The sequence below is a fragment of the Nocardioides mesophilus genome, assembly GCF_014395785.1.
Classification (GTDB): Bacteria; Actinomycetota; Actinomycetes; order Propionibacteriales; family Nocardioidaceae; genus Nocardioides_B; species Nocardioides_B mesophilus.
Genome location: NZ_CP060713.1, coordinates 3,836,162 through 3,855,553, shown reverse-complemented (window position 1 = coordinate 3,855,553; position 19,392 = coordinate 3,836,162). Strand labels below are relative to the sequence as shown.

Below are 19,392 nucleotides of genomic sequence, written 5' to 3'. Positions count from 1 at the left end.
ATCAGGTGCCGGGGCCAGGACCCGGAGTCGTCGGGGTGACCGCGGCTTCGATGCCCAGCAGCCGGTGGGCCGGCGGGGCCGAGAGCGCGGTCGCCCGGCAGGTGAGCTGGCGCGGCGGCGCCGGGCGGGTCTCGACCTCGACGTCGAAGGTGCCGCCGGGCAGCCGGAGCCGGACCCGGGTCCGCTCTCCGCGACGCTCCTGCGCCAGCAGCTCGGGGGCCGCGGAGCCGCGGTCGCCGAGCTGCGCACGCAGGTAGATCTCGGCCGCCTGCACCGCGAACGGCAGCGTGGAGCGACCGCGCAGGTGCGCCAGGTCCAGCTCCCCGCTCAGGGTGCTCTCCACCAGCTCACCTGCGTCCTCCGGAGCGAGCCGCCCGTAGTAGAGCCCCTCGGGCAGCACCAGCACGTTCGGCGCGAACCGGTCGCCGCCGATGTGGGAGACCTCCCAGGTGTGCTCCGGCGCGACCTCGTGCAGGGCCCGGCAGAGCGGGCGGCCCCGCTCGGCGCAGCAGGCGTCGTGCTTGCCGTGCGTGCACACGCAGAGCAGCGGCCCGTCGTACGTCGTCAGCCCGGTCGACGAGCCGGCGGCCAGCCCGTGCACGGGGAGGTCGAGCAGGTCGCGGGGGTCCTCCAGCACGGCGCTCTCCAGCCAGGGACGGCCGCCGGCGCCGTCACCGCACCAGGCGGCGAAGACCCGGGTGCCGGGACGCCGCTGCCGGCCGTGGCCGCGAATCATCAGCGGCCGCACCCGGTGGGCGCGAGGCAGGTCGTGCAGCCAGGACCGGACCTCGGGCGGCAGCCGGGACCCGGTGACCGCATCCACCCCCCACGGCCCGGGCGCCTCGACGAGCAGGAACGCGCGCACCGTGGACGCGGTGCCGGCGATCGGCTCCTCGTCGCCCTCGCTGGCGACCGAGCAGCGGAAGGCGCCGCTCACGCGCTGATCCGCAGCAGGCCTTCTCGGACCAGTCGACGCACGACCACCAGCCGGCTGGCCTCGTCGAGGAACGGTGCGAGGTCGGCCACCGCGAACGACGGATGGTCGCGCACGAACTCCATGGCGCCGGCCAGCCGCGGCGGCATCCGCAGGGCCCGGTCGCCGAGCAGCACGGTGAGGCGCTCGGGGCCCGGCCGCAGCACGCAGGCAGAGGTGGGCCGGCGCTCCACCACGGTGCCGTCGGCGAGCGAGGGCAGCGCGACCCGGTCGGCGAGGCCGCCGCGCAGCGCCGGGGTGCGTTCGGTGAGGAAGGCGGTGGCGCGCTCCTCGGCGACGTCGACCGGCTCCAGCGCGTCCAGCGAGCCCCGCAGCTCGGCCAGCGCCGCGGCCAGGTCGTCGGCCAGCCGGTCCGGCTCCTGCAGGTAGCCGGCCGGCAGGGCGGCGTCGTACCGCTCGTCGGAGAGGACGTCCTCGGTCAGCCGGCGCAGCAGGTCGCGCCGGGTGATCTGGTTGACGCCGAGGGTCACGTGCAGGGAGGTCTCGTCCTGGCTGCGGGCGGAGTGCGGGGTGCCGGCGGGCAGGTACATGCTGAGCCCCGGCTCGAGCAGCACCTCACGGACCTGCTGGTCAGGCTCGACCACCTCCCACTGCTTGCGCCCGTGGGTCTGGAAGACGAAGACATCGTGGCTGTCGCTGTGCCGGGCGAACCCCTGGGAGCCGGGCGGCGTGAGGTAGGCGTTCGCCTGGCAGGGGTGGCCGAGCTCGAGCTCGAGGTTGCGGACCAGCTCGGTCAGCGGCGCCCAGTAGCGGTGCAGCCCCTGGAGCACGACGGTGGCGCCGCCGTCGAAGAGCTCGAGGACCTTGCGGCCGTCGACGAGACCGGTCAGCGGCGTGCCGGCCAGCGAGGCGGACCGGGTGAACGCGCTGGTGGGCAGCACCGTGCCGTCCTGGGCGATGCGCAGCGCCGGGGCCCGCAGCGCCACCGAGGTGAGCAGGTGGTCGACGTCGTCGAGCGAGAGCAGCCCGACCAAGTCGTCCGGATCGGTGCGGTGCAGGTGCACGTGCGACGCCCAGACCTTGTCGCGGAAGGTCCGGGCGTCGCCGCTGAGCAGGTCGAGAGCGGTCACCGCTCAGGCGTCGGTGCCGTCGGCGTCCCCGCCGTCGGTCGCGTCGCCGTCGGTGGTGTCGGTGCTGTCGCCGTCACCGCTGTCGGTGCCGTCCGCGTCCCCGCCATCGGTGCCGTCGGCGTCCCCGCCGTCGGTGCCGTCGGCGTCGCCACCGGAGAGCGGCGTGGGCGTGACTGCGGGAACGGTCTCGATGTCGTCGTCACCGACGGGCTCGTTGGGGGTGGTGGTCATGGCAGCTCCTGTCGTAGGCGGTCATCGGTGCGGACGGCAGATCGACCCCTGGATGCTGTCGGTGCTGCCGGTGCCCCGTGCGGACCAACGTAGCGCCAGGTCGGTTCCCGCCCCAGAGGAGGCTCACTGGGTTAGCGTCGCGGAGCTACGCCTTCCCGGGCACCGTGAACCGAGGCGGCTCGAGACGGCAAAGGCAGGTTGTGACTCAGATCGAGGCAGGCGCTACAGACGCCGAAGTCATCGCGCGCTCGCTCCGCACACCGGAAGTGTTCGCCGAAGTCTTCGACAGACATCAGCGGGCGGTCCATGCCTACGCGGTACGACGGGCGGGCCGGGACGCGGCGGACGACGTCCTCTCTGACGCATTTCTGACCGCGTTCGGCCAACGCAAACGGTACAAACCGGATGCCGAATCGGCACTGCCCTGGTTGTACGGAATCGCAGGCAACATCCTGCGACGTCGCTGGCGGTCACTGGCGGCCACAGACCGGCTCGTGCAGTCGGCGGCAGTCCACGTCGTCCGATTCGCGGACTCGCACGAGAACCAGGTCGTCGACCGGCTTGGCTCGACTCAGGACTGGCTGTCGGTGCGCACCGTCCTCGAGCAACTTCCCGATGGCGACCGCGAGGCGATCCTGCTCTTCGCGTGGGAGGAGCTGACCTATCCCGAGATCGCCAGCGCCATGGGCATCCCCGTGGGGACCGTCCGTTCGCGCATCCACCGAGCACGCCGCCACCTACGCGCGGCCATCGACGACACGCTGGAGGTAGGACGATGATCGACCAACTGCTCCGAGAACTGCGTCCCGACGTCTCCGAGCCCGACGCTGCCGTGACCCTCCGCGCCCGGCAGGCCCTGCTCCGCAGGGCGCTCGTCCGCCGCAGCCGCCGTCGGCACGCCGTCCGAGCGGCGATCGGCATGAGCGCCGCAGCGGCGATCGTCGCGAGCACCATCGTCCTCCAGACACCGGACCATGGAGCATCCGCAGCGGCAGCCGAGATCCTGGAGCAGTCCGCCGCCGTGCTCGATGCCTCCGGGTCTGCACTGCCGGGCCAGTACCTGTACCGCAAGAACGTCTTGGTCTCCTGGGACTACGGACCGTCCGCAAGCGACCCGACGACGGAGGACACCCGGCCGAGGACGGACCCTGTCCTCGTCGAGACCTGGGTTCCCGAGGATCCGGACGAACCTCTGATCCAGCGGACGGACGACCGCATCAATCCGATCAGCTGGGCGGTGGTGGACCAGTCGGCGAATGCCAACTACCCCATCTACCGTGACCGCCCGAGGGTGAGGGCATGCTGCGTGCACTGCGGGACCTGGCGCGAACCTCGGGCAGCGAGTTCAGCGACGACCTGTCGGCCGTCTGGGGAGCAGCGTTCTGGTTGCTGTCAGATCCGCAGACCCCGGACGCTGTCAACGCCGAGGTCCTGCGCGCGGTGGCGCTCGAGGATGGTGTCAGGGTGGTCGATCGGCGTGCACACGTGGACGGCAGGCTCGGGGTCGCCCTCGGCATCGACGAGAAGTACCCGGTGCAGTTCGTGTTCGATCCGAACGATGGTGCATTCCTGGGACTGATCGGTCACCCCGCCCGATCGAAGAACTGGGTCGGACCCGATGAGCCGAGGTGGACGACGACCTTCGAGAGCCGCATCGTCGACTCGGCGCCCCGACCGCCCGAGAACCTCCTCGACGACTTCGAGCAATCGAACGGTCCGCCGGCCTGAGCCGTCCTCCCGTCCTCCCGGTGTGCTGACGCGTCCCCGGGAGGAGACACGCCCCGTCAGGACGGCGCGTGGTCCAGGTCGGCCGGCTGGTCGCCGTTCGCCGCGGCCGCCGCGCGCATCCGCTCCCGCTGCGGCACCACGGTGTAGCGGGGGTCGCGCGCCGAGGCCTGTCCGGCCTCGAAGATGCCGAACCGGGTGCACACCGAGCCCGCGACCAGCGCCGCCCCTGAGGCGACGGCCACCGTGCGGCTGCGTCCGGCCAGCAGCGAGCCCGCCGCTCCCCCGGCCGTCAGCCACTTGGCCGCCGTCATCAGCTTGCCGGCCTTGCCCTGGTGCATCGGCTCGGCGGTGATCCCCATGGTCTGCTCCATGCGGTGCTCCATGACCAGGTCGAGCAGCGCGCCGCCGATCGCGAACCGGCGGGCCGGTCCGGTCTGCGCCACCGGCGTGGTGATCATCGAGAACCCCGAGGAAGCTGCTGCTGCCGAGCCGACGAAGACGAACGGCAGCTCGCGATAGGCCTCGTGCCACGACGGCGTCGCGGTGTCGGCGAGGAGTACGGCGGTGTAGGCGGCGACCGGCGGAGCGGTCAGCGCCGCCATCAGCCCGGCCGGTCGCCCGAGCTTGGCGGCGAGCCCGAGGAGCCGGAGCGGACCGCGCTGCACCCTCGCCGGCAGCAGGTCGGCGACCTCGGCGGCCGCGGCCAGGCCGGCGAACGGGCTGTAGCCGGTGAGGATCCAGGTGCCCACCGACATCGGCGAGGTGAGCTTGGCGGTGCGCAGCATGTTCACGAACCGCGACGGCTTGCCGAGGTCGTGGACGAGCGCGACCATGCTGAACCCGAGCGCGCCGAGCGCGGTGAACCGGCCGGAGCGCCGCAGCAACGGCAGCCCGGTGAGGTCCGCACCGGCGGCGAGCAACGAGGACCCGGCGGCCAGGCCCCCGGAGAACAGGTAGGCCGGGATGTCGGCCTCCCACGGGGACTCCTTGACCACCTGGCGGCCGTAGTAGGAGCTGAACTCCGCCTCCGGCACCATCGAGAACTCGCCGCGGCCTCCGCGGCCGCGCCGCCCCCGCTTCGCCGACTCCGGGACCGCCCGGGTCTGCTGCGCGGACGGACCGTGTCCCTGCGTGGTCATCCGCGCCTCCCGAGGAAGGCCACCACGGCGCCGGCGAGCAGCGCCGCCGCGGCCGTGCTGGCGCGGTTGAACATGTGCGGAAGGTCCTTGGTGGTCACCACCGGGTCCGGGGGCAGGCCGTAGACCTCCGGCTCGTCGAGCAGCAGGAAGAACGCACCGGCGCCACCGACCCCGTCCTCGGGGTCGTCACCGTAGAGCCGGGCGTCCATGATCCCGGCCTCGTGCAGCGCGTCGACGCGGGTCCGGGCCCGCTCGCGGAGCTCGTCGACGTCACCGAACTGGATCGACTCGGTCGGGCAGGCCTGCGCGCAGGCCGGCTTCTGGTCGACCTTGAGGCGGTCGTAGCAGAGCGTGCACTTCTGGGCCACGCCGACGTTCTTCGTGCCGTCCGGGCCCTTGCGACGCTCGATGACGCCGTACGGGCAGGCCGGGACGCAGTAGCCGCAGCCGTTGCAGACGTCGGGCTGGACCACCACGGTGCCGAACTCGGTGCGGAACAGCGACCCGGTCGGGCAGACGTCGAGGCAGGCCGCGTGCGTGCAGTGCTTGCAGACGTCGGAGGACATCAGCCAACGGAAGTCCGGCTTCTCGTCGGTCGCGACCGCGCCCTCGCTGCTCGTCGGCGGCGGCGGCCCGGGCATGCCCAGCTCGACGGTCGCGCTCGGCGGCGTGCCGGTGCGACCCTCACGACCGCCCGGCTGCTCGATGAACGCGACGTGGCGCCAGGTGTCGGCGCCGAGCGCCCCGGTGTTGTCGTAGGACATCCCGAGCATGGCGAAGCCGTCCTCGGGGACCTCGTTCCACTCCTTGCACGCCACCTCGCAGGCCTTGCAGCCGATGCAGATGCTGGTGTCGGTGAAGAAGCCCTTGCGCGACGGCGGCTCGGTGTACCCCGACTCCACCGCCGGGTCGATCGGCCCGAAGAGGCTGTTCTTGCCGATCATGAGTCTCCACTCTTCCTGGTCGAGGGGTCACGGTCGCTGCCCTCGCCCGCGGTGTCTCCGACGGTGACGATGGGGGCGCCGTGCGGATGCTGGTCGACTCCGGCACGTCGCTGGTAGTCCATCACCAGCGCGCGCAGCGCCAGCCCGGACGGCCGATGACCGGCCCGGAGGTCGCAGGTGCCGACCTTCGACTCCTGGATCAGCACGTTCGGGTCCAGCGAGATGCCCATCAGGTCGTTGGCGGAGTCGCCCTTGACCAGGCCCTCGCTGCCCCAGTGGTAGGGCAGCCAGATCTGGTGCACCGTCCGGCCGTCCACCCGGAGCGGACGCAGCCGGTCGGTCACCATCACCCTGCCCTCCACCGCGGAGCGCGAGGTGATCACGTGGCACCAGCCCATGTGCTCCAGGCCCCGCTCCTCGGCGAGCTCCGGGGAGACCTCGATGAACATCTCCGGCTGAAGCTCGGAGAGGTAGGCGAGGTTGCGGCTCATGCCGCCCGCGGTGTGGTGCTCGGTGAGCCTGCTGGTGGTGAAGACGTACGGGTAGATGTCGCTGTGCTCCGCCGGCGGGCTCGGGTTGAGCGGGTTGTCGGCGCGGTCGTAGCCCTTGTGGGTGGGGTTGGACTGCTGCCCGTGCACCGGGTTGCGGAACGGCGACTCGATCGGCTCGTAGTGCGTGGGCAGCGGGCCGTCGATCAGCCCCTGCGGCACGTAGAGCGAGCCCTTGCCGTCGCCCTGCATGATGAACGGATCGTCGCCGGAGAGCGCCTCGCGGCCCGACGAGCCCTCCTCGGCACGGTAGGACGGCGGCTTGGTCAGCTCGAAGTCCGGCACGTCGTGCCCGGTCCACTCACCGTTCTCGCCCGCCTCGGGGTCCCACCAGACGTAGGCCTTGCGCTCGCTCCACGGCTTGCCCTCGGGATCGGCCGAGGCGCGGTTGTAGAGGATCCGCCGGTTGGCCGGCCACGCCCAGCCCCACTCGGGGGCCACCCAGGACTGGTCCTGGCCAGGCTTGCGCCGGGCCGCCTGGTTGACGCCGTCGGCGTAGACACCGGTGTAGATCCAGCAGCCGCCGAGGGTGGAGCCGTCGTCCTTCATCTCGGTGTAGCTGGACAGCGGTCGCTTGCTCTCCACCTCGAAGCCGTTGATCTCCATCAGCACCTCCTCGGCGCTGGGCTCGTCGAGCGGCCCGTGCGTCGAGTAGTCCCAGGCGAGATCGAGCACCGGGCGGTCGCGCTCCTCGGCGGAGCCGGCCAACCGCTCCCGGACCATCCGGCCCAGGTGGTAGAAGAACCACAGCTCGGAGCGGCAGTCACCCTGCGGCTCCACGGCCTTCTCGCGCCACTGCAGCATCCGCTGGGTCTGCGTGAAGGTGCCCTCCTTCTCCGCGTGGGACGCGGCGGGGAAGAGGAACACCTCGGTGCGGCACTGCTCGGGGACGATCTCGCCGGTCTCGATCTCCGGGGAGCTCTTCCAGAACGACGCGCTCTCGATCTCGAACAGGTCGCGCACGACCAGCCAGTCGAGGTTCGCCATCCCCAGCCGCTGGGCCCGGCCGTGCGCCGAGCCGATCGCCGGGTTCTGGCCGAGCAGGAAGTAGCCCTTGACCTTTCCGTCGATCATGTCCATCACGGTGCGGTAGGTGCCGTGGTCGCCGGTGATCTTCGGGAGGTAGTCGAAGCAGAAGTCGTTCTCCGGCGTCGCGGCGTCACCCCAGTAGGCCTTGAGCAGGTTGATGCCGTAGGCCTTCGCCTGGTCCCAGAAGCCCTTGGAGCCGGGGTGCGAGACGCTGTCGATCCACTCCTGCAGCGTCTTGTGGTCCTCGGCCTGCGGCATCGGGAGGTAGCCGGGCAGGATGTTGAACAGGGTCGGGATGTCGGTCGAGCCCTGGATGCTCGCGTGACCGCGCAGCGCCATGATGCCGCCGCCCGGACGCCCCATGTTGCCCAGCAGCAGCTGGAGGATGGCGCCGGTGCGGATGTACTGCACACCGACGCTGTGCTGGGTCCAGCCGACGCTGTAGACCAGCGCGGTGGTGCGCTCCCGGTTGGAGTTCGAGGTCCACGCCTCGCAGACCGCGAGGAACTCCTCCTCCGAGACACCACAGGTCGCGGCCACCATCTCCGGGGTGTAGCGGGCGAAGTGCCGCTTCAGGATCTGGTAGACGCAGCTGGGGTGCTGCAAGGTCTCGTCGCGCGGCGGGAAGCCGTTGACGCTGACGCCGTGGGTCTCGTGCTGCAGCGCGCTGGCGGTCTCGCGCTGGATCTCGTGGTCCTGCCCGTGGTCGTCCTTGTCGCCGGTGCCGGCGTACTGCCAGCTGGTCGGGTCATAGGTGCGGGTCTCCGGGTCGAACCCGGAGAACAGCCCCTCGAGGTCCTCCGAGTCGACGTAGTCGTCCCGGACGATCGCCGCGGCGTTCGTGTAGTTGACGACGTAGTCGCGGAAGTCCAGCTCGTTCTGCAGCACGTAGTTGATGACACCGCCGAGCAGGGCGATGTCGGTGCCGACGCGCAACGGGACGAACTGGTCGGCCAACGCACTGGTGCGGGTGAACCGCGGGTCGATGTGGATGACTTTGGCGCCGCGCGCCTTGGCCTCCATCACCCACTGGAACCCGACCGGGTGTGCCTCGGCCATGTTCGAGCCCTGGATGACGATGCAGTCAGCGTTGGCGAGGTCCTGCGTGAAGCCGGTGGCGCCGCCGCGCCCGAAGCTGGTCCCCAGACCGGGGACGGTGGAGGAGTGTCAAATACGGGCCTGGTTCTCGATCTGTATGGCACCCATCGCGGTGAACAGCTTCTTGATGAGGTAGTTCTCCTCGTTGTCGAGGGTCGCTCCTCCGAGGCTGGCGATGCCGAGGGTGCGGCGCACCTTGCGGCCCTGCTCGTCGAGGTCCTGCCAGGTGTCCTCGCGGGCCTTGACCACGCGGTCGGCCACCATCTCCATGGCGGTCTCGAGGTCGAGGTCCTCCCACTCGGTGCCGAACGGGCGCCGGTAGCGCACCTTCGTCTGCCGCAGCGGGCTGGTCACCAGGTTGAGGCTGGCCGAGCCCTTGGGGCAGAGCCGGCCGCGCGAGACCGGGCTGTCGGGGTCGCCCTCGATCTGCACGATCTTCTCGTCCTTGACGAAGATCTTCTGGCCGCAGCCGACCGCGCAGTAGGGGCAGACGCTGCGCGCGACCCGATCTGCGGTGGTGGTGCGGGCCGTCAGCTCCTCGGTCTTCTGGGAGCGGACGGCCGGGCCACGGCCGAGCGGGTCCTTGCCGGTCAGCTGTCGCAGCACCGGCCAGGAAAGGAAAGACGTCGACATCAGCGAGCCACCTCCAGGGGTCGCGGTCACACTACCCACCCCGATTCTGTTTCATGCTGCAGGTAGTCGGTCAGCGGCGAAACGGTGCGACGAGCGGCTCAGCGGATCCGCAGCACGTGCTCGCCGGCCGGCACCAGCTCCCCGACCACGGGGTGCCCGGGCAGCTCACCGGCGACCAGAAGACCGCCCGAGGTCTGCGCGTCGGCGAGCAGCACCAGCTCGTCGTCGTCGACGTCGGCCGACAGGTGCGGCCGCACCCAGTCCAGGTTGCGGCGGCTGCCGCCGGGCAAGTAGCCGTCCGCGAGCGAGGCGCGGGCCCCGTCGACGTACGGCACCGCCGCGGAGTCCACCACCGCGGAGACGCCGCTGGCCCGGGCCAGCTTGAACAAGTGCCCGAGCAGCCCGAAGCCGGTGACGTCGGTCGCGCAGGTGTGGCCGGCCGCGAGCGCCGCCTGCGAGGCGTCCCGGTTCAGCGAGGTCATCACCTCGACCGCCTCGGGGAACACCTCGCCGGTGGCCTTGTGCCGGTTGTTGAGGATGCCCAGGCCGAGCGGCTTGGTCAGCGTCAGCGGGGTCCCGGCGAGGCCGGCGTCGTTGCGAAGCAGCCGGTCGGGGTGCGCCAGCCCGGTGACCGCGAGGCCGTACTTCGGCTCCGGGTCGTCGATGCTGTGCCCGCCGGCGAGGTACGTCGAGGCGGCGACGCACACCTCGGCGCCGCCGCGCAGCACCTCGGCCGCGACCTCGAACGGGATCCGGTCACGGGGCCAGGCGAGCAGGTTGACCGCCACCAGCGGGGTCCCGCCCATCGCGTAGACGTCCGAGAGCGCGTTGGCGGCGGCGATCCGGCCCCAGTCGTAGGCGTCGTCGACGACCGGGGTGAAGAAGTCGGCGGTGGCGATGACCGCCCGCTCGCCGTCGATGCGTACGGCGGCCGCGTCGTCGCCGTGGTCGAGGCCGACCAGCAGGTCCCCGCCGGCGAGGCCGCCCGGCAGCCCGGCGAGCACCCGCTCCAGCTCGCCCGGAGGGACCTTGCATGCGCAGCCGCCGCCGGCGGCGTACTGGGTCAGGCGCAACGACGTGTCAGGACCGGATTGTTGTGTGGTGCTCACCGGCCCAACCTACGACTCCCCCGGTCCCCCCGACCTCACGGGGCGAGGCAGACCTCTAGGGTGTGCGCGGAGGCGTTCCTCGTCTGGTGACGGGCGCGGTCCTCAAAACCGTAGGGGCCCGGTATCCGGGTCCGGCGGGTTCGATTCCCGTCCGCCTCCGCCATGTCTTCATCCCGGCACGCTCGCAAACCTTCATGCTGCGGTCATGTGGTCGGCCTAGCGTCCTAGACGATGAACGTGCGACCTGACCTTCGCGACCGGCACCTGGGTGCGACCCCTCCCCCCTCGGCGTGCGGGGCGGGTGACCCGTGATGTGGCAGCACCTGCAACGTGACTGGTTCCTCCCCGTCAACGAGCTCGCCCGGCACACCCCGGGTCTGCACGAACCGTTCCGCCTCTACGCGCAGTACGGCGTGCTCCTGTTCGCGGCCATCCTGGCGCTCGGCTGGTGGACCGCACGCGCCAACCCGAACCCCCGGGCGATGGCGGCCGCATCGTGGGCGCCCGTCGGCGCGTTGGTTGCGCTCGGTCTGAACCAGCCGCTGGGCCGGCTCGTGCACGAGGCCCGCCCGTACGCGGTGTTCCCTCACGCGCTGGTGCTCGTCGCACGCAGCCACGATTTCTCGTTCCCCAGCGACCACGCCGTGATGGCGGGCGCCGTCGCCGCCGGAGTTTTGCTCACCCATCGACGGCTGGGTCTGATCACCCTCGCCGCAGCCGTCCTCCTGGCGTTCACCAGGGTGTACGTCGGGGCACACTTCCCGCTCGACGTCATCGCCGGACTGCTCTTCGGAGCCGCCGTCACCGTGGCGACCTACCTGGCCGTGCGCCCCGTCCTGGTCCGCATCGTCGAAGCGCTGGCACGCACACCGCTGCGTCCACTCGTCACGAACGAGGACGCCGACCACCGCGAACCCGGTACAACACCTGGACACGAGGCCGTCTGATGGTGCCGACCCCCGGTTCAGAGCGCGGCGGGCAGCATGTCGCTGCTTGACCTCCTCCCTGCGCGGCTGCGTCGGATCATGGACCGGTTCCTCACCCGGGAGGTCCTCACGTTCCTCGCGGTCGGCGGCACCGGGTACGTCGTCGACGTGGCCGCGTTCAACGTGCTCCGCTCGCTGCACCCGTTCGCGACGCTTGACCCGTCCGTGGCTCGCACCGTCGCGGTCGTTGCGGCCATGTGCGTCACCTACGTGGGCAACAAGACGCTGACGTGGCGCGACCGGCCGTCGGGCAACCGGCGCCGCGAAGTGACCCTGTTTGTCGCGTTCAACGTCGTCGGGTTCGGGTTCTCGGTCGTGACCCTGACCATCTCCCACGACCTGCTCGGGCTCACCAGCCGACTCGCGGACAACATCTCCGCGAACGTCATCGGGCTGGCCCTGGGCACCGTGTTCCGCTACCTCACCTACAAGCGTTTCGTGTTCGTGGGCGATGCCCCGGTCGAGAACGGCACCCCAGCGCCGTCGCCTGCGCACCGTCAGCGCGACGACGAGGAGGTTCCCGTTGACGCCTCGGCAGCCAGGTCCTCCGGGCTCGTCGAGCGCTGAGCCGGGGTCGGCCGCGTGGCAGGTGCCTAGCTGCCCGAGTCACCCTCCACCACGACCAGCTGGTAGCGCCCGTCCAGGCGCACGTCGACGGTGTCGCCGTCGGGCTTGGTCACCTCGACCTCCCAGGTGGCGCCGTTCTCGGGGTCGCGTTCCACCGAGTTCGCCCGTCCCCCGCCGGTGATCTCGAGTGCTGCCTTGGTGGCCCGGTCGGCCTGCGACCCGGTCACCGTGACGTCGCCGTCGTCACCGCCGTCCGCGGCCCCGCTGGCGAGGGCGGCTCCACCGGCCCCGATCGCCACCACAGTGCCGACCACGCCGGCCGCGACCAGCTTCCGCGTGCGCCTCATGCCCATCACTCCTCTGCTCCTGCGGGTCACTGCTTCGTCATCTTCACCAGCGCGGTCCGGGCGTACCGGGGGCTGGTCTGGATCTCGGACGCAACACCGACGCCCTTCGCGTAGAACTTCAGCTCTACCACCTTCGGCTCCAGCGCCGAGCTCTCGCTCGTCACCCGGACGTGGTCGAAGTGCCCGAACGGCACTCCGATCTGGCCGTCGAGGTCGATCACCTTGGCCTGGTCCTCCGCGTCGCCCGGCTCGAACTCCTGTGCGTAGCTGCGGTCGAGGACCGGGTCGGCCGGCATCAGGATGCCGGCCTTCGCGCCGTTCACGCCCGCCTGCCACGAGCCGGACGTGTCGACCTTCCCGTCCTGGAACTCCTTGCTGCGTTCGCCGAGGTACCAGACGTTGCCCAGCCGGTCCTGTGCGTACCAGTCGCGGGTGTCCTCGGTGACCTTCTTGCCCTCCAGCACCACGTCGTGCACCACCGTCGCGGTGATGCCCTCGATCACCTTGGTCCGGTGCAGCACCATCACGACGTTCCGCTCGCCGGCCTCCTCGCCGTACCCCTTGTAGACCCAGCGGGTGCCCGGCACGAAAGGCAGGTAGGGGTTGTCGACGACCCTGACGAAATCCCGGGGACGGGGCAGCGTCGGCGGCGGCGGGGTGCTGCGGGTGGCAGCGCTCGCGGAGCTGTGCACCGCCGTGCCGCCCGCCTGGGCCGACGCGGCCACGCCGAGCCCCACCGCCGCCACCGTGCAGACCGCGATCGTGGCCGTTCTCGTCGTGGACGTCCTCATCTGGCACCTCCCGGTCCGGGCCGGACCTCGACGCCCGGCCCGCCCGATCCTGCTCCGCGGGTGCTGAAGCCAGCCTGAACACTCATCCTGGGTCGTCGCGGCTCAGCGGGCCTTCAGCCGGCGCGTGTCACGCTGTGGGCATGCGGCTGCTGGTGGTCGACGACGACGCGCGACTCGTCGACGCCCTGCGCCGCGGGCTCGAGGCCGAGGGGTTCGCCGTGGACACCGCCGGCGACGGAGCCGAGGCGGAGTGGCTGGCACGGGAGAACCCGTACGACGTGATGGTCCTCGACGTGATGCTGCCCGGCCTCGACGGCATCGAGCTGTGCACCCGGCTGCGCGCCGCGGGGAACTGGACGCCGGTGCTGATGCTCACCGCGCGCACCGACAGCGCCGAGGTGGCGCGCGCCCTGGACAGCGGCGCCGACGACCACCTCGCCAAGCCGTTCTCCTACGTCGTGCTGCTGGCGCGGCTGCGGGCACTGCTGCGCCGCGGCGGCAGCACCCGGCCGCCGGTGCTGCGCGCCGGAGGGCTGGAGCTCGATCCCGCCACCCACCAGGTGCGCCGCGACGGGACGCCGGTGGAGCTGACCCCGCGACAGTTCGCGCTGCTGGAGTACCTCATCCGCCGCGCCGGCGAGGTGGTGCCCAAGCGCGAGATCCTCGAGCACGTCTGGGACTTCGGCTACGAGGGCGACCCGAACATCGTCGAGGTGTACGTCGCACAGCTGCGCCGCCGGATCGACCAGCCGTTCGGCACCGCCAGCCTTCAGACCGTCCGGCTGGTCGGCTACCGGCTCGCCGACGAGCCCGTGCATACCGAGGGCTGAGCGGTGCGGTGGCCGGTGTCCGTGCGCGGTCGCATCACCGTGCTCGCGACCCTCGTCGTCGCGGTGGCGCTGACCGCCGCCGCCTGGGGCCTGCTCGCCGTGCTCGGCCACTCGCTGCGCAACGACCGGGACACCCTCGCCCGGGCCCGGGCGGAGACGTTGGCGCAGCAGGCCGCGGCCGGCCGGCTGCCGCGCCGGATCACCAACGTCGGCGAGGACGGGATGGCCCAGGTGGTCGCCGCCGACGGCACCGTGCTCGCCGCCTCCTCCGGGCTGGCCGGGGCCGGCCCGGTGTCGCGGACCCCGCCAGCCTCGGCCGGCCCCGAGCTGCGCGTGATGCACGGCGTACCCGACGACTCCGACGTCGAGGACTACCGGGTGTGGGTGCTGCGGGCATCCACTGCCCAGGGACCCGTCACGGTGTACATCGGAGCCAGTCCCGAGTCCGTCCGGGAACCCGTCACGACGCTGCGACGCAGCCTCCTGCTGGGGATTCCGCTGCTCCTCGTGCTGGTCGCCTTCGGCGCCCGGGCGGTGGTCGGCCGGGCGCTGCGACCCGTCGAGGACCTGAGACGCGAGGTGACCGAGATCTCCGAGCACGCGGCGGGGAACCGGCTCGCGGTCCCGGCGACGGACGACGAGGTGAGCCGGCTGGCGGTGACGATGAACGCGATGCTGGCGCGGCTCGAGGCGGCTCTGTCCCGGCAGCGCGAGCTGGTCGGCGACGCCTCCCACGAGCTGCAGACACCGCTGACCGCCCTGCGGGCGCAGCTCGAGGTGGCGCTCGCGCACCCCGACGACGCCGCCTGGCCGACCCTGGCGCCGGACCTGCTGCTCGACGTGGAGGCGATGGAACGGCTGGTCCGCGACCTTTTGTGGCTGGCCCGCGACGACGCCGGGCCGCAGAGCGTCGACCACCGGCTGGTCGACCTCGACGCGGTGGTGCTGGAGGAGGCGTCCCGGGCCGCGCGCGAGGGCCGGCGGGCCGGAGTGGCCGTCGACACCTCCGCGGTCTCGGCGGCGCCGCTGCGGGGCAGTGCCGACGAGCTCGGCCGGCTGGTGCGCAACCTGCTCGACAACGCGCTGGCCCACGCGTCGACGACGATCCGGCTGTCGCTGCACTGCGACGAGCGCACGGCGTACCTCGAGGTCCGCGACGACGGCCCCGGCATCCCCGCCGACCAGCGCGAGCGGGTCTTCGAACGGTTCGCCAGAGTGGACCCCGGCCGGGCCAGGCTGGCGAGCGGCGGCGGGGTCGACGGGACCGACCCGTCCGGCCGCAGCGACCGGGCCGGCCGCGCCGGCACGGGGTTGGGCCTGGCGATCGCCCGGAGCATCGCGCGCCGGCACGGCGGCGATATCCGGGTGCTCGACACCTCCGCCGGGGCGCGCCTCGCGGTGGAGCTCCCGGTGGCGACGTCCTGAGCGCGATCGCGTTGGGCGGCTGGCCTATTCTCGGGCCGGGGTACGGCGTCCGCCGCCGGGCCCCGCCGACCGAGGGAGGAGCTGCACGTGGACGACCCCCGGCGTGCGACGCCGCGCACCGACCACGTGCTCGCCGACCCGCGGTTGCGCGCCGCCGCCGACCGGCTCGGCGTCCGCCTCGTCAAGGAGGCCGTGGTCGCCACGCTCGAGCGCTGCCGGGCCGGCGAGGTCGCCCCGGCGGCGGTCGCCGACGTGGCCCTGCAGTCCCTGCCGGCCACCGCGGCCGGGATGCGCCGGGTGCTCAACGCCACCGGCGTCGTGGTGCACACCAACCTCGGCCGCGCGCCGCTCTCCCCCGCCGCGGTGGAGGCCCTCACCGTCGCGGCCGGCGCCACCGACGTCGAGCTCGACCTGGCCACCGGGCAGCGCGGACGCCGCGGCCGCTCGGCGATGGCCGCGCTCGCCGCGGCGGTGCCCGACGCCGGCGGGGTGCACGTGGTCAACAACGGTGCCGCCGCGCTCGCCCTGGCCACCTGCGCGCTCGCCGCCGGCCGCAACCTGGTGATCGCCCGCGGCGAGATGGTGGAGATCGGCGACGGCTTCCGGATCCCCGAGCTGCTGCAGTCGGTCGGCGCCACGCTGCGCGAGGTGGGCACGACGAACCGGGTGCGGCTCGCGGACTACGCCGCCGCCGTCGACGAGGAGACCGCCTTCGTGCTCAAGGTGCACCCCTCGAACTTCCAGGTCACCGGCTTCACCTCCGGGGTCGCGGTCGCCGAGCTCGCCACCCTGCCGGTGCCGGTGGTCGTCGACATCGGCTCCGGGCTGCTGGCCCCGCACCCGCGGTTGCCGGACGAGCCGAGCGCGGCGGCCGCGCTGCGTGCCGGTGCCGACCTGGTCACCGCCTCCGGGGACAAGCTGCTCGGTGGCCCGCAGTGCGGGCTGCTGCTCGGCACCGCCGGGCTCGTCGAGTCGCTGCGCCGGCACCCGCTGGCCCGGGCGATGCGGGTGGACAAGCTCACCCTGGCCGCGCTGGAGGCGACGCTCACCGGCCCGACTCCCCCGGTGGCCGCGGCGCTGGTCGCCTCGGCCGAGGGGCTCCTCGCCCGCGCCACCCGGCTCGCCGCCCTGCTGGCCGACGTGCTGCCCGCCGAGGCGGTGCCCTCCGTCGCCGCGGTCGGTGGCGGTGGCGCCCCCGGCGTCGAGCTGCCGAGCGCCGCGGTGGCGGTGCCGGCCGCGCTGGCCGCGCCGCTGCGCACCGGGGCCGTCCCGGTCGTCGGGCGCGTCGAGTCCGGCAGGCTGCTGCTGGACCTGATCGCGGTCCCGGCGCAGGACGAGGAGGCGCTGGTCGCCGCCGTTCGCGCCGCCGCGCTCTCGCTGCAGCCGGACTTCCCCACGTCGGCACCGGCCGGCGCCGGACGGGACTGAGCGGCCGCATGTACGTCGTCGCCACCGCCGGTCACGTCGACCACGGCAAGTCCACGCTGGTTACCGCGCTCACCGGCTCGGACCCGGACCGGCTCGAGGAGGAGCACCGGCGCGGGCTCACCATCGAGCTCGGCTACTGCTGGACCGAGCTGCCCGGGCTCGGCGAGGTCGCGTTCGTCGACGTACCGGGGCACGAGCGGTTCGTCTCGACGATGCTCGCCGGGATCGGCCCGGTGCCGGCGGTGCTGTTCGTGGTGGCGGCCGACGACCCGTGGATGCCGCAGGCCGCGGAGCACCTCGCCGCCCTGGACTCGCTCGGCGTCGGCCACGGCGTGGTGGCGGTGACCCGGTCCGACCTGGCCGACCCAGCCCCGATGGTCGCCCGGGTCACCGACGAGCTGGCCCGCACCTCGCTGCGCGGCTCCCCGGTGGTCCCGGTGAGCGGCCGCACCGGCGCCGGCCTCGACGAGCTGCGCGGGCGTCTGGCCACGATGCTGCGGGGGCTGCCCCCGGTCGACCCCTCCGACGACGTACGGCTCTGGGTGGACCGCCGGTTCACGATCAAGGGGGCAGGCACGGTGGTCACCGGGACGCTGCCCTCCGGCACGGTCAGCCGCGGCGACACGCTGAGCGTCGGGGGCGCCCGGGTCCGGGTCCGCGGGGTGCAGTCGCTGGGCCGGACCGTCCCCGCCGCCACCGGGGTCGCCCGGGTCGCGCTGAACCTGGTGGGTGAGGACCTGTCCGGCCTCGAGCGCGGCGCCGCCCTGGTCAGCGCCGGCGCCTGGCACCGCACCGACGTCCTCGACGTCCGGCTCAGTGGCGCCGCGACCGGCCCGCCCGAGCGGCCGATGTTCCACGTCGGCGCGACCGCGGTCGGCGCCCACTGCCGGCCGCTCGCCGACGACCTGGTGCGGCTCACCCTGGACGCTCCGCTGCCGCTGCGGGTCGGCGACAAGGCGCTGCTCCGGGACCCCGGTGACCGCCGGCTGTGGGGGGTCACCGTGCTGGACCCGGCGCCGCCGTCGTTGCGACGACGCGGCGCGTCCCGGCAGCGGGCGGCCGTGCTCGCGCCGCTCACCGGGGCGCCCGACCTGGCCTCGGAGGTGCAGCGACGCGAGGTGGCCACCGTCGACCTGCTCCGCCGGATCGGTGTGCCGGTCCGGCAACCACCCCCCGGTGCGGTGCTCGCGGACGGCTGGCTGATGAGCGCGGACCGGGCCGACGCGGCCGCGGCGGCGCTCGCCGAGGCGGTGGCGCGCCACGCCGCGGCCGCGCCGCTGGACCAGGCGCTCTCGGTCGGCGCGCTGGCCGACGCCGTCGGGCTGCCCTCGCCGGCACTGGTCGAGGCAGTGGTCCGGCCCCCGTTGCGGGTGGAGCGGGGCCGGGTCGTCGCACCGCGCGCCACGACCGGCCTGCCCCCCGCCCTGGAGGCGGCGGTCGACGCCGTCGAGGAGGACCTGCGCGACCAGCCGTTCGCGGCCCCGACCGCCGACCGGCTCGCCGAGCTCGGCCTCGACGCCCGGGCGGTCGCCGCGGCGGTCCGTGCCGGCCGGCTGCTGCGCGTCGCGCCCGGGATCGTGCTGCGGCCCGGGGCGGAGCGGACCGCGGTGGCGTGGCTCGCCGAGCTGGAGCAGCCGTTCACCGCGAGCCAGGCCCGCGGCCGGCTCGGCACCACCCGGCGCGTGGTGCTCCCGCTGCTGGACCACCTCGACCGGTCCGGCCTCACCCGGCGGCTGCCCGACGACCGCCGTACCGTCGTCTGAGCCGTCCCCACGGCCGCGACCCGGCGCCGCGCCGGGCATGCGTCGCGGGCGGTCGGGTACCGCTCGGGTCCCCGACCGAGGAGCACCCGTGGATCCGAAGGCCGACGTCCGGCGACTCCTGGAGGAGCACGGCACGACGTACGCCGCAGCCGCCGGCATCAAGCTGACCGACAAGCCCGCGCCGCTGTTCCGGCTGCTGGTGCTCACGATGCTGTCCTCGACGCGGATCTCCGCCGGCATCGCCACCGAGGCCGCCCGGCAGCTGTTCGCCCAGGGCTGGCGCACCCCGGAGCGGATGCTCGCCTCCAGCTGGCAGCAGCGCGTGCGCGCGCTCGGCGCCGCCGGCTACCGCCGCTACGACGAGAGCACCGCGACCCAGCTGGAGAACCTCAGCCGGCACCTGCAGGAGGGGTACGACGGCGACCTGCGCCGGGCCCGGCCGAGCCGGGCGCGCGGCGCCGACGCGCTGATCGAGGAGATCGGCTCGTTCCCCCGGATCGGCCCGATCGGCGCCCGGATCTTCTGCCGCGAGGTGCAGGCGGTGTGGCCCGAGGTGCGGCCGTTCTTCGACGACCGCGCCCTCGAGACCGCCCAACGCCTCGGGCTGCCCACCGATCCGGTCACGCTCGCCGGGCTGGTCCCGGAGGACCGCGTCGCCGAGCTCGCCGCGGCCCTGGCCCGGGCCCACCTCGCCGCCGACCCCACGTGATCCCGCGCGAGGGCCGGCGCCGG

The 19,392-nt window shown here is 73.2% G+C and carries 19 protein-coding genes and 1 tRNA gene; 10 read left to right on the top strand and 10 right to left on the bottom strand.

Annotated features, from left to right (window positions below):
- Position 1: 1 nt before the first annotated feature.
- Genes H9L09_RS18330 through H9L09_RS18320 form a run of 3 tightly spaced genes read right to left on the bottom strand, consistent with a single transcriptional unit; the run spans position 2 to position 2,295 of the window.
- Positions 2 to 937, bottom strand: coding sequence for a ferredoxin family protein (locus H9L09_RS18330; RefSeq protein WP_187578250.1), 936 nt, complete (start codon positions 935 to 937; stop codon positions 2 to 4).
- On the bottom strand, positions 934 to 2,064 hold the full coding sequence (locus H9L09_RS18325; RefSeq protein ID WP_187578249.1) for a cupin domain-containing protein: 1,131 nt from the start codon (positions 2,062 to 2,064) through the stop codon (positions 934 to 936). The genes H9L09_RS18330 and H9L09_RS18325 overlap by 4 nt, the downstream gene beginning before the upstream one ends.
- A gap of 3 nt (positions 2,065 to 2,067) precedes the next feature.
- Entirely contained in the window at positions 2,068 to 2,295 is a 228-nt protein-coding gene (locus H9L09_RS18320) for a hypothetical protein (protein WP_187578248.1), read from the bottom strand.
- A gap of 200 nt (positions 2,296 to 2,495) precedes the next feature.
- Between H9L09_RS18320 and H9L09_RS18315 the strand changes: the two genes are divergently transcribed.
- Positions 2,496 to 3,074, top strand: coding sequence for an RNA polymerase sigma factor (locus H9L09_RS18315; RefSeq protein ID WP_223164116.1), 579 nt, complete (start codon positions 2,496 to 2,498; stop codon positions 3,072 to 3,074).
- 520 nt (positions 3,075 to 3,594) lie between these two features.
- Positions 3,595 to 4,023, top strand: a complete 429-nt coding sequence (locus tag H9L09_RS18310; RefSeq protein WP_187578247.1) for a hypothetical protein — start codon at positions 3,595 to 3,597, stop codon at positions 4,021 to 4,023.
- A gap of 56 nt (positions 4,024 to 4,079) precedes the next feature.
- Here H9L09_RS18310 and nrfD read toward each other — a convergent pair whose 3' ends face one another.
- The 5 genes from nrfD to selD form a co-directional block, all read right to left on the bottom strand.
- Entirely contained in the window at positions 4,080 to 5,162 is a 1,083-nt protein-coding gene (gene nrfD, locus H9L09_RS18305) for an NrfD/PsrC family molybdoenzyme membrane anchor subunit (RefSeq protein ID WP_187578246.1), read from the bottom strand.
- On the bottom strand, positions 5,159 to 6,106 hold the full coding sequence (locus H9L09_RS18300) for a 4Fe-4S dicluster domain-containing protein (protein WP_187578245.1): 948 nt from the start codon (positions 6,104 to 6,106) through the stop codon (positions 5,159 to 5,161). Before H9L09_RS18300 ends, nrfD begins: the two co-directional genes overlap by 4 nt.
- Positions 6,103 to 8,829, bottom strand: a complete 2,727-nt coding sequence (fdh, locus tag H9L09_RS18295; RefSeq protein ID WP_187580984.1) for a formate dehydrogenase — start codon at positions 8,827 to 8,829, stop codon at positions 6,103 to 6,105. The genes H9L09_RS18300 and fdh overlap by 4 nt, the downstream gene beginning before the upstream one ends.
- A gap of 21 nt (positions 8,830 to 8,850) precedes the next feature.
- A complete protein-coding gene (locus tag H9L09_RS22875) occupies positions 8,851 to 9,414 on the bottom strand; it encodes a dehydrogenase (RefSeq protein ID WP_187578244.1) in 564 nt (187 codons plus the stop codon).
- Positions 9,415 to 9,512: 98 nt separating this feature from the next.
- On the bottom strand, positions 9,513 to 10,523 hold the full coding sequence (gene selD, locus H9L09_RS18285; protein ID WP_187578243.1) for a selenide, water dikinase SelD: 1,011 nt from the start codon (positions 10,521 to 10,523) through the stop codon (positions 9,513 to 9,515).
- 68 nt (positions 10,524 to 10,591) lie between these two features.
- Here selD and H9L09_RS18280 point away from each other — a divergent pair.
- From H9L09_RS18280 to H9L09_RS18270, 3 genes are all read left to right on the top strand, one after another.
- Positions 10,592 to 10,686, top strand: a tRNA-Sec gene (locus H9L09_RS18280).
- Between the two features lie 148 nt (positions 10,687 to 10,834).
- Positions 10,835 to 11,470 (top strand): phosphatase PAP2 family protein, encoded by a 636-nt coding sequence (locus H9L09_RS18275; RefSeq protein WP_187580983.1) that lies wholly within the window; start codon positions 10,835 to 10,837, stop codon positions 11,468 to 11,470.
- A 36-nt stretch (positions 11,471 to 11,506) separates the two neighbouring features.
- The gene (locus H9L09_RS18270) at positions 11,507 to 12,076 is read left to right on the top strand and encodes a GtrA family protein (protein WP_187578242.1); all 570 of its coding nucleotides are present in this window, start codon (positions 11,507 to 11,509) and stop codon (positions 12,074 to 12,076) included.
- 26 nt (positions 12,077 to 12,102) lie between these two features.
- Here the strand turns inward: H9L09_RS18270 and H9L09_RS18265 are convergent, their stop codons facing one another.
- Both H9L09_RS18265 and H9L09_RS18260 read right to left on the bottom strand, forming a co-directional pair.
- The gene (locus H9L09_RS18265) at positions 12,103 to 12,423 is read right to left on the bottom strand and encodes a PepSY domain-containing protein (RefSeq protein WP_187578241.1); all 321 of its coding nucleotides are present in this window, start codon (positions 12,421 to 12,423) and stop codon (positions 12,103 to 12,105) included.
- Between the two features lie 26 nt (positions 12,424 to 12,449).
- Positions 12,450 to 13,214, bottom strand: a complete 765-nt coding sequence (locus tag H9L09_RS18260) for a hypothetical protein (protein ID WP_187578240.1) — start codon at positions 13,212 to 13,214, stop codon at positions 12,450 to 12,452.
- 140 nt (positions 13,215 to 13,354) lie between these two features.
- Between H9L09_RS18260 and H9L09_RS18255 the strand changes: the two genes are divergently transcribed.
- From H9L09_RS18255 to H9L09_RS18235, 5 genes are all read left to right on the top strand, one after another.
- A complete protein-coding gene (locus H9L09_RS18255; RefSeq protein ID WP_187578239.1) occupies positions 13,355 to 14,044 on the top strand; it encodes a response regulator transcription factor in 690 nt (229 codons plus the stop codon).
- A gap of 3 nt (positions 14,045 to 14,047) precedes the next feature.
- Complete coding sequence (locus H9L09_RS18250; protein ID WP_187578238.1) at positions 14,048 to 15,469, top strand: sensor histidine kinase; 1,422 nt, start codon at positions 14,048 to 14,050, stop codon at positions 15,467 to 15,469.
- 87 nt (positions 15,470 to 15,556) lie between these two features.
- Positions 15,557 to 16,897 (top strand): L-seryl-tRNA(Sec) selenium transferase, encoded by a 1,341-nt coding sequence (gene selA, locus H9L09_RS18245; RefSeq protein ID WP_187578237.1) that lies wholly within the window; start codon positions 15,557 to 15,559, stop codon positions 16,895 to 16,897.
- An 8-nt stretch (positions 16,898 to 16,905) separates the two neighbouring features.
- Entirely contained in the window at positions 16,906 to 18,660 is a 1,755-nt protein-coding gene (gene selB, locus H9L09_RS18240) for a selenocysteine-specific translation elongation factor (protein ID WP_187578236.1), read from the top strand.
- Positions 18,661 to 18,748: 88 nt separating this feature from the next.
- Positions 18,749 to 19,369, top strand: coding sequence for an endonuclease (locus H9L09_RS18235; protein WP_187578235.1), 621 nt, complete (start codon positions 18,749 to 18,751; stop codon positions 19,367 to 19,369).
- The last annotated feature ends 23 nt before the right edge of the window (positions 19,370 to 19,392 follow it).

Bases quoted from the DNA above. Each gene is read 5' to 3' on its own strand.
- H9L09_RS22875 (WP_187578244.1), bottom strand. From the start codon at position 9,414: ATGTCGACGTCTTTCCTTTCCTGGCCGGTGCTGCGACAGCTGACCGGC.
- H9L09_RS18255 (WP_187578239.1), top strand. From the start codon at position 13,355: ATGCGGCTGCTGGTGGTCGACGACGACGCGCGACTCGTCGACGCCCTG.
- selB (WP_187578236.1), top strand. From the start codon at position 16,906: ATGTACGTCGTCGCCACCGCCGGTCACGTCGACCACGGCAAGTCCACG.
- H9L09_RS18320 (WP_187578248.1), bottom strand. From the start codon at position 2,295: ATGACCACCACCCCCAACGAGCCCGTCGGTGACGACGACATCGAGACC.
- H9L09_RS18270 (WP_187578242.1), top strand. From the start codon at position 11,507: ATGTCGCTGCTTGACCTCCTCCCTGCGCGGCTGCGTCGGATCATGGAC.
- H9L09_RS18300 (WP_187578245.1), bottom strand. From the start codon at position 6,106: ATGATCGGCAAGAACAGCCTCTTCGGGCCGATCGACCCGGCGGTGGAG.
- H9L09_RS18310 (WP_187578247.1), top strand. From the start codon at position 3,595: ATGCTGCGTGCACTGCGGGACCTGGCGCGAACCTCGGGCAGCGAGTTC.
- H9L09_RS18265 (WP_187578241.1), bottom strand. From the start codon at position 12,423: ATGAGGCGCACGCGGAAGCTGGTCGCGGCCGGCGTGGTCGGCACTGTG.
- H9L09_RS18275 (WP_187580983.1), top strand. From the start codon at position 10,835: ATGTGGCAGCACCTGCAACGTGACTGGTTCCTCCCCGTCAACGAGCTC.
- H9L09_RS18260 (WP_187578240.1), bottom strand. From the start codon at position 13,214: ATGAGGACGTCCACGACGAGAACGGCCACGATCGCGGTCTGCACGGTG.
- nrfD (WP_187578246.1), bottom strand. From the start codon at position 5,162: ATGACCACGCAGGGACACGGTCCGTCCGCGCAGCAGACCCGGGCGGTC.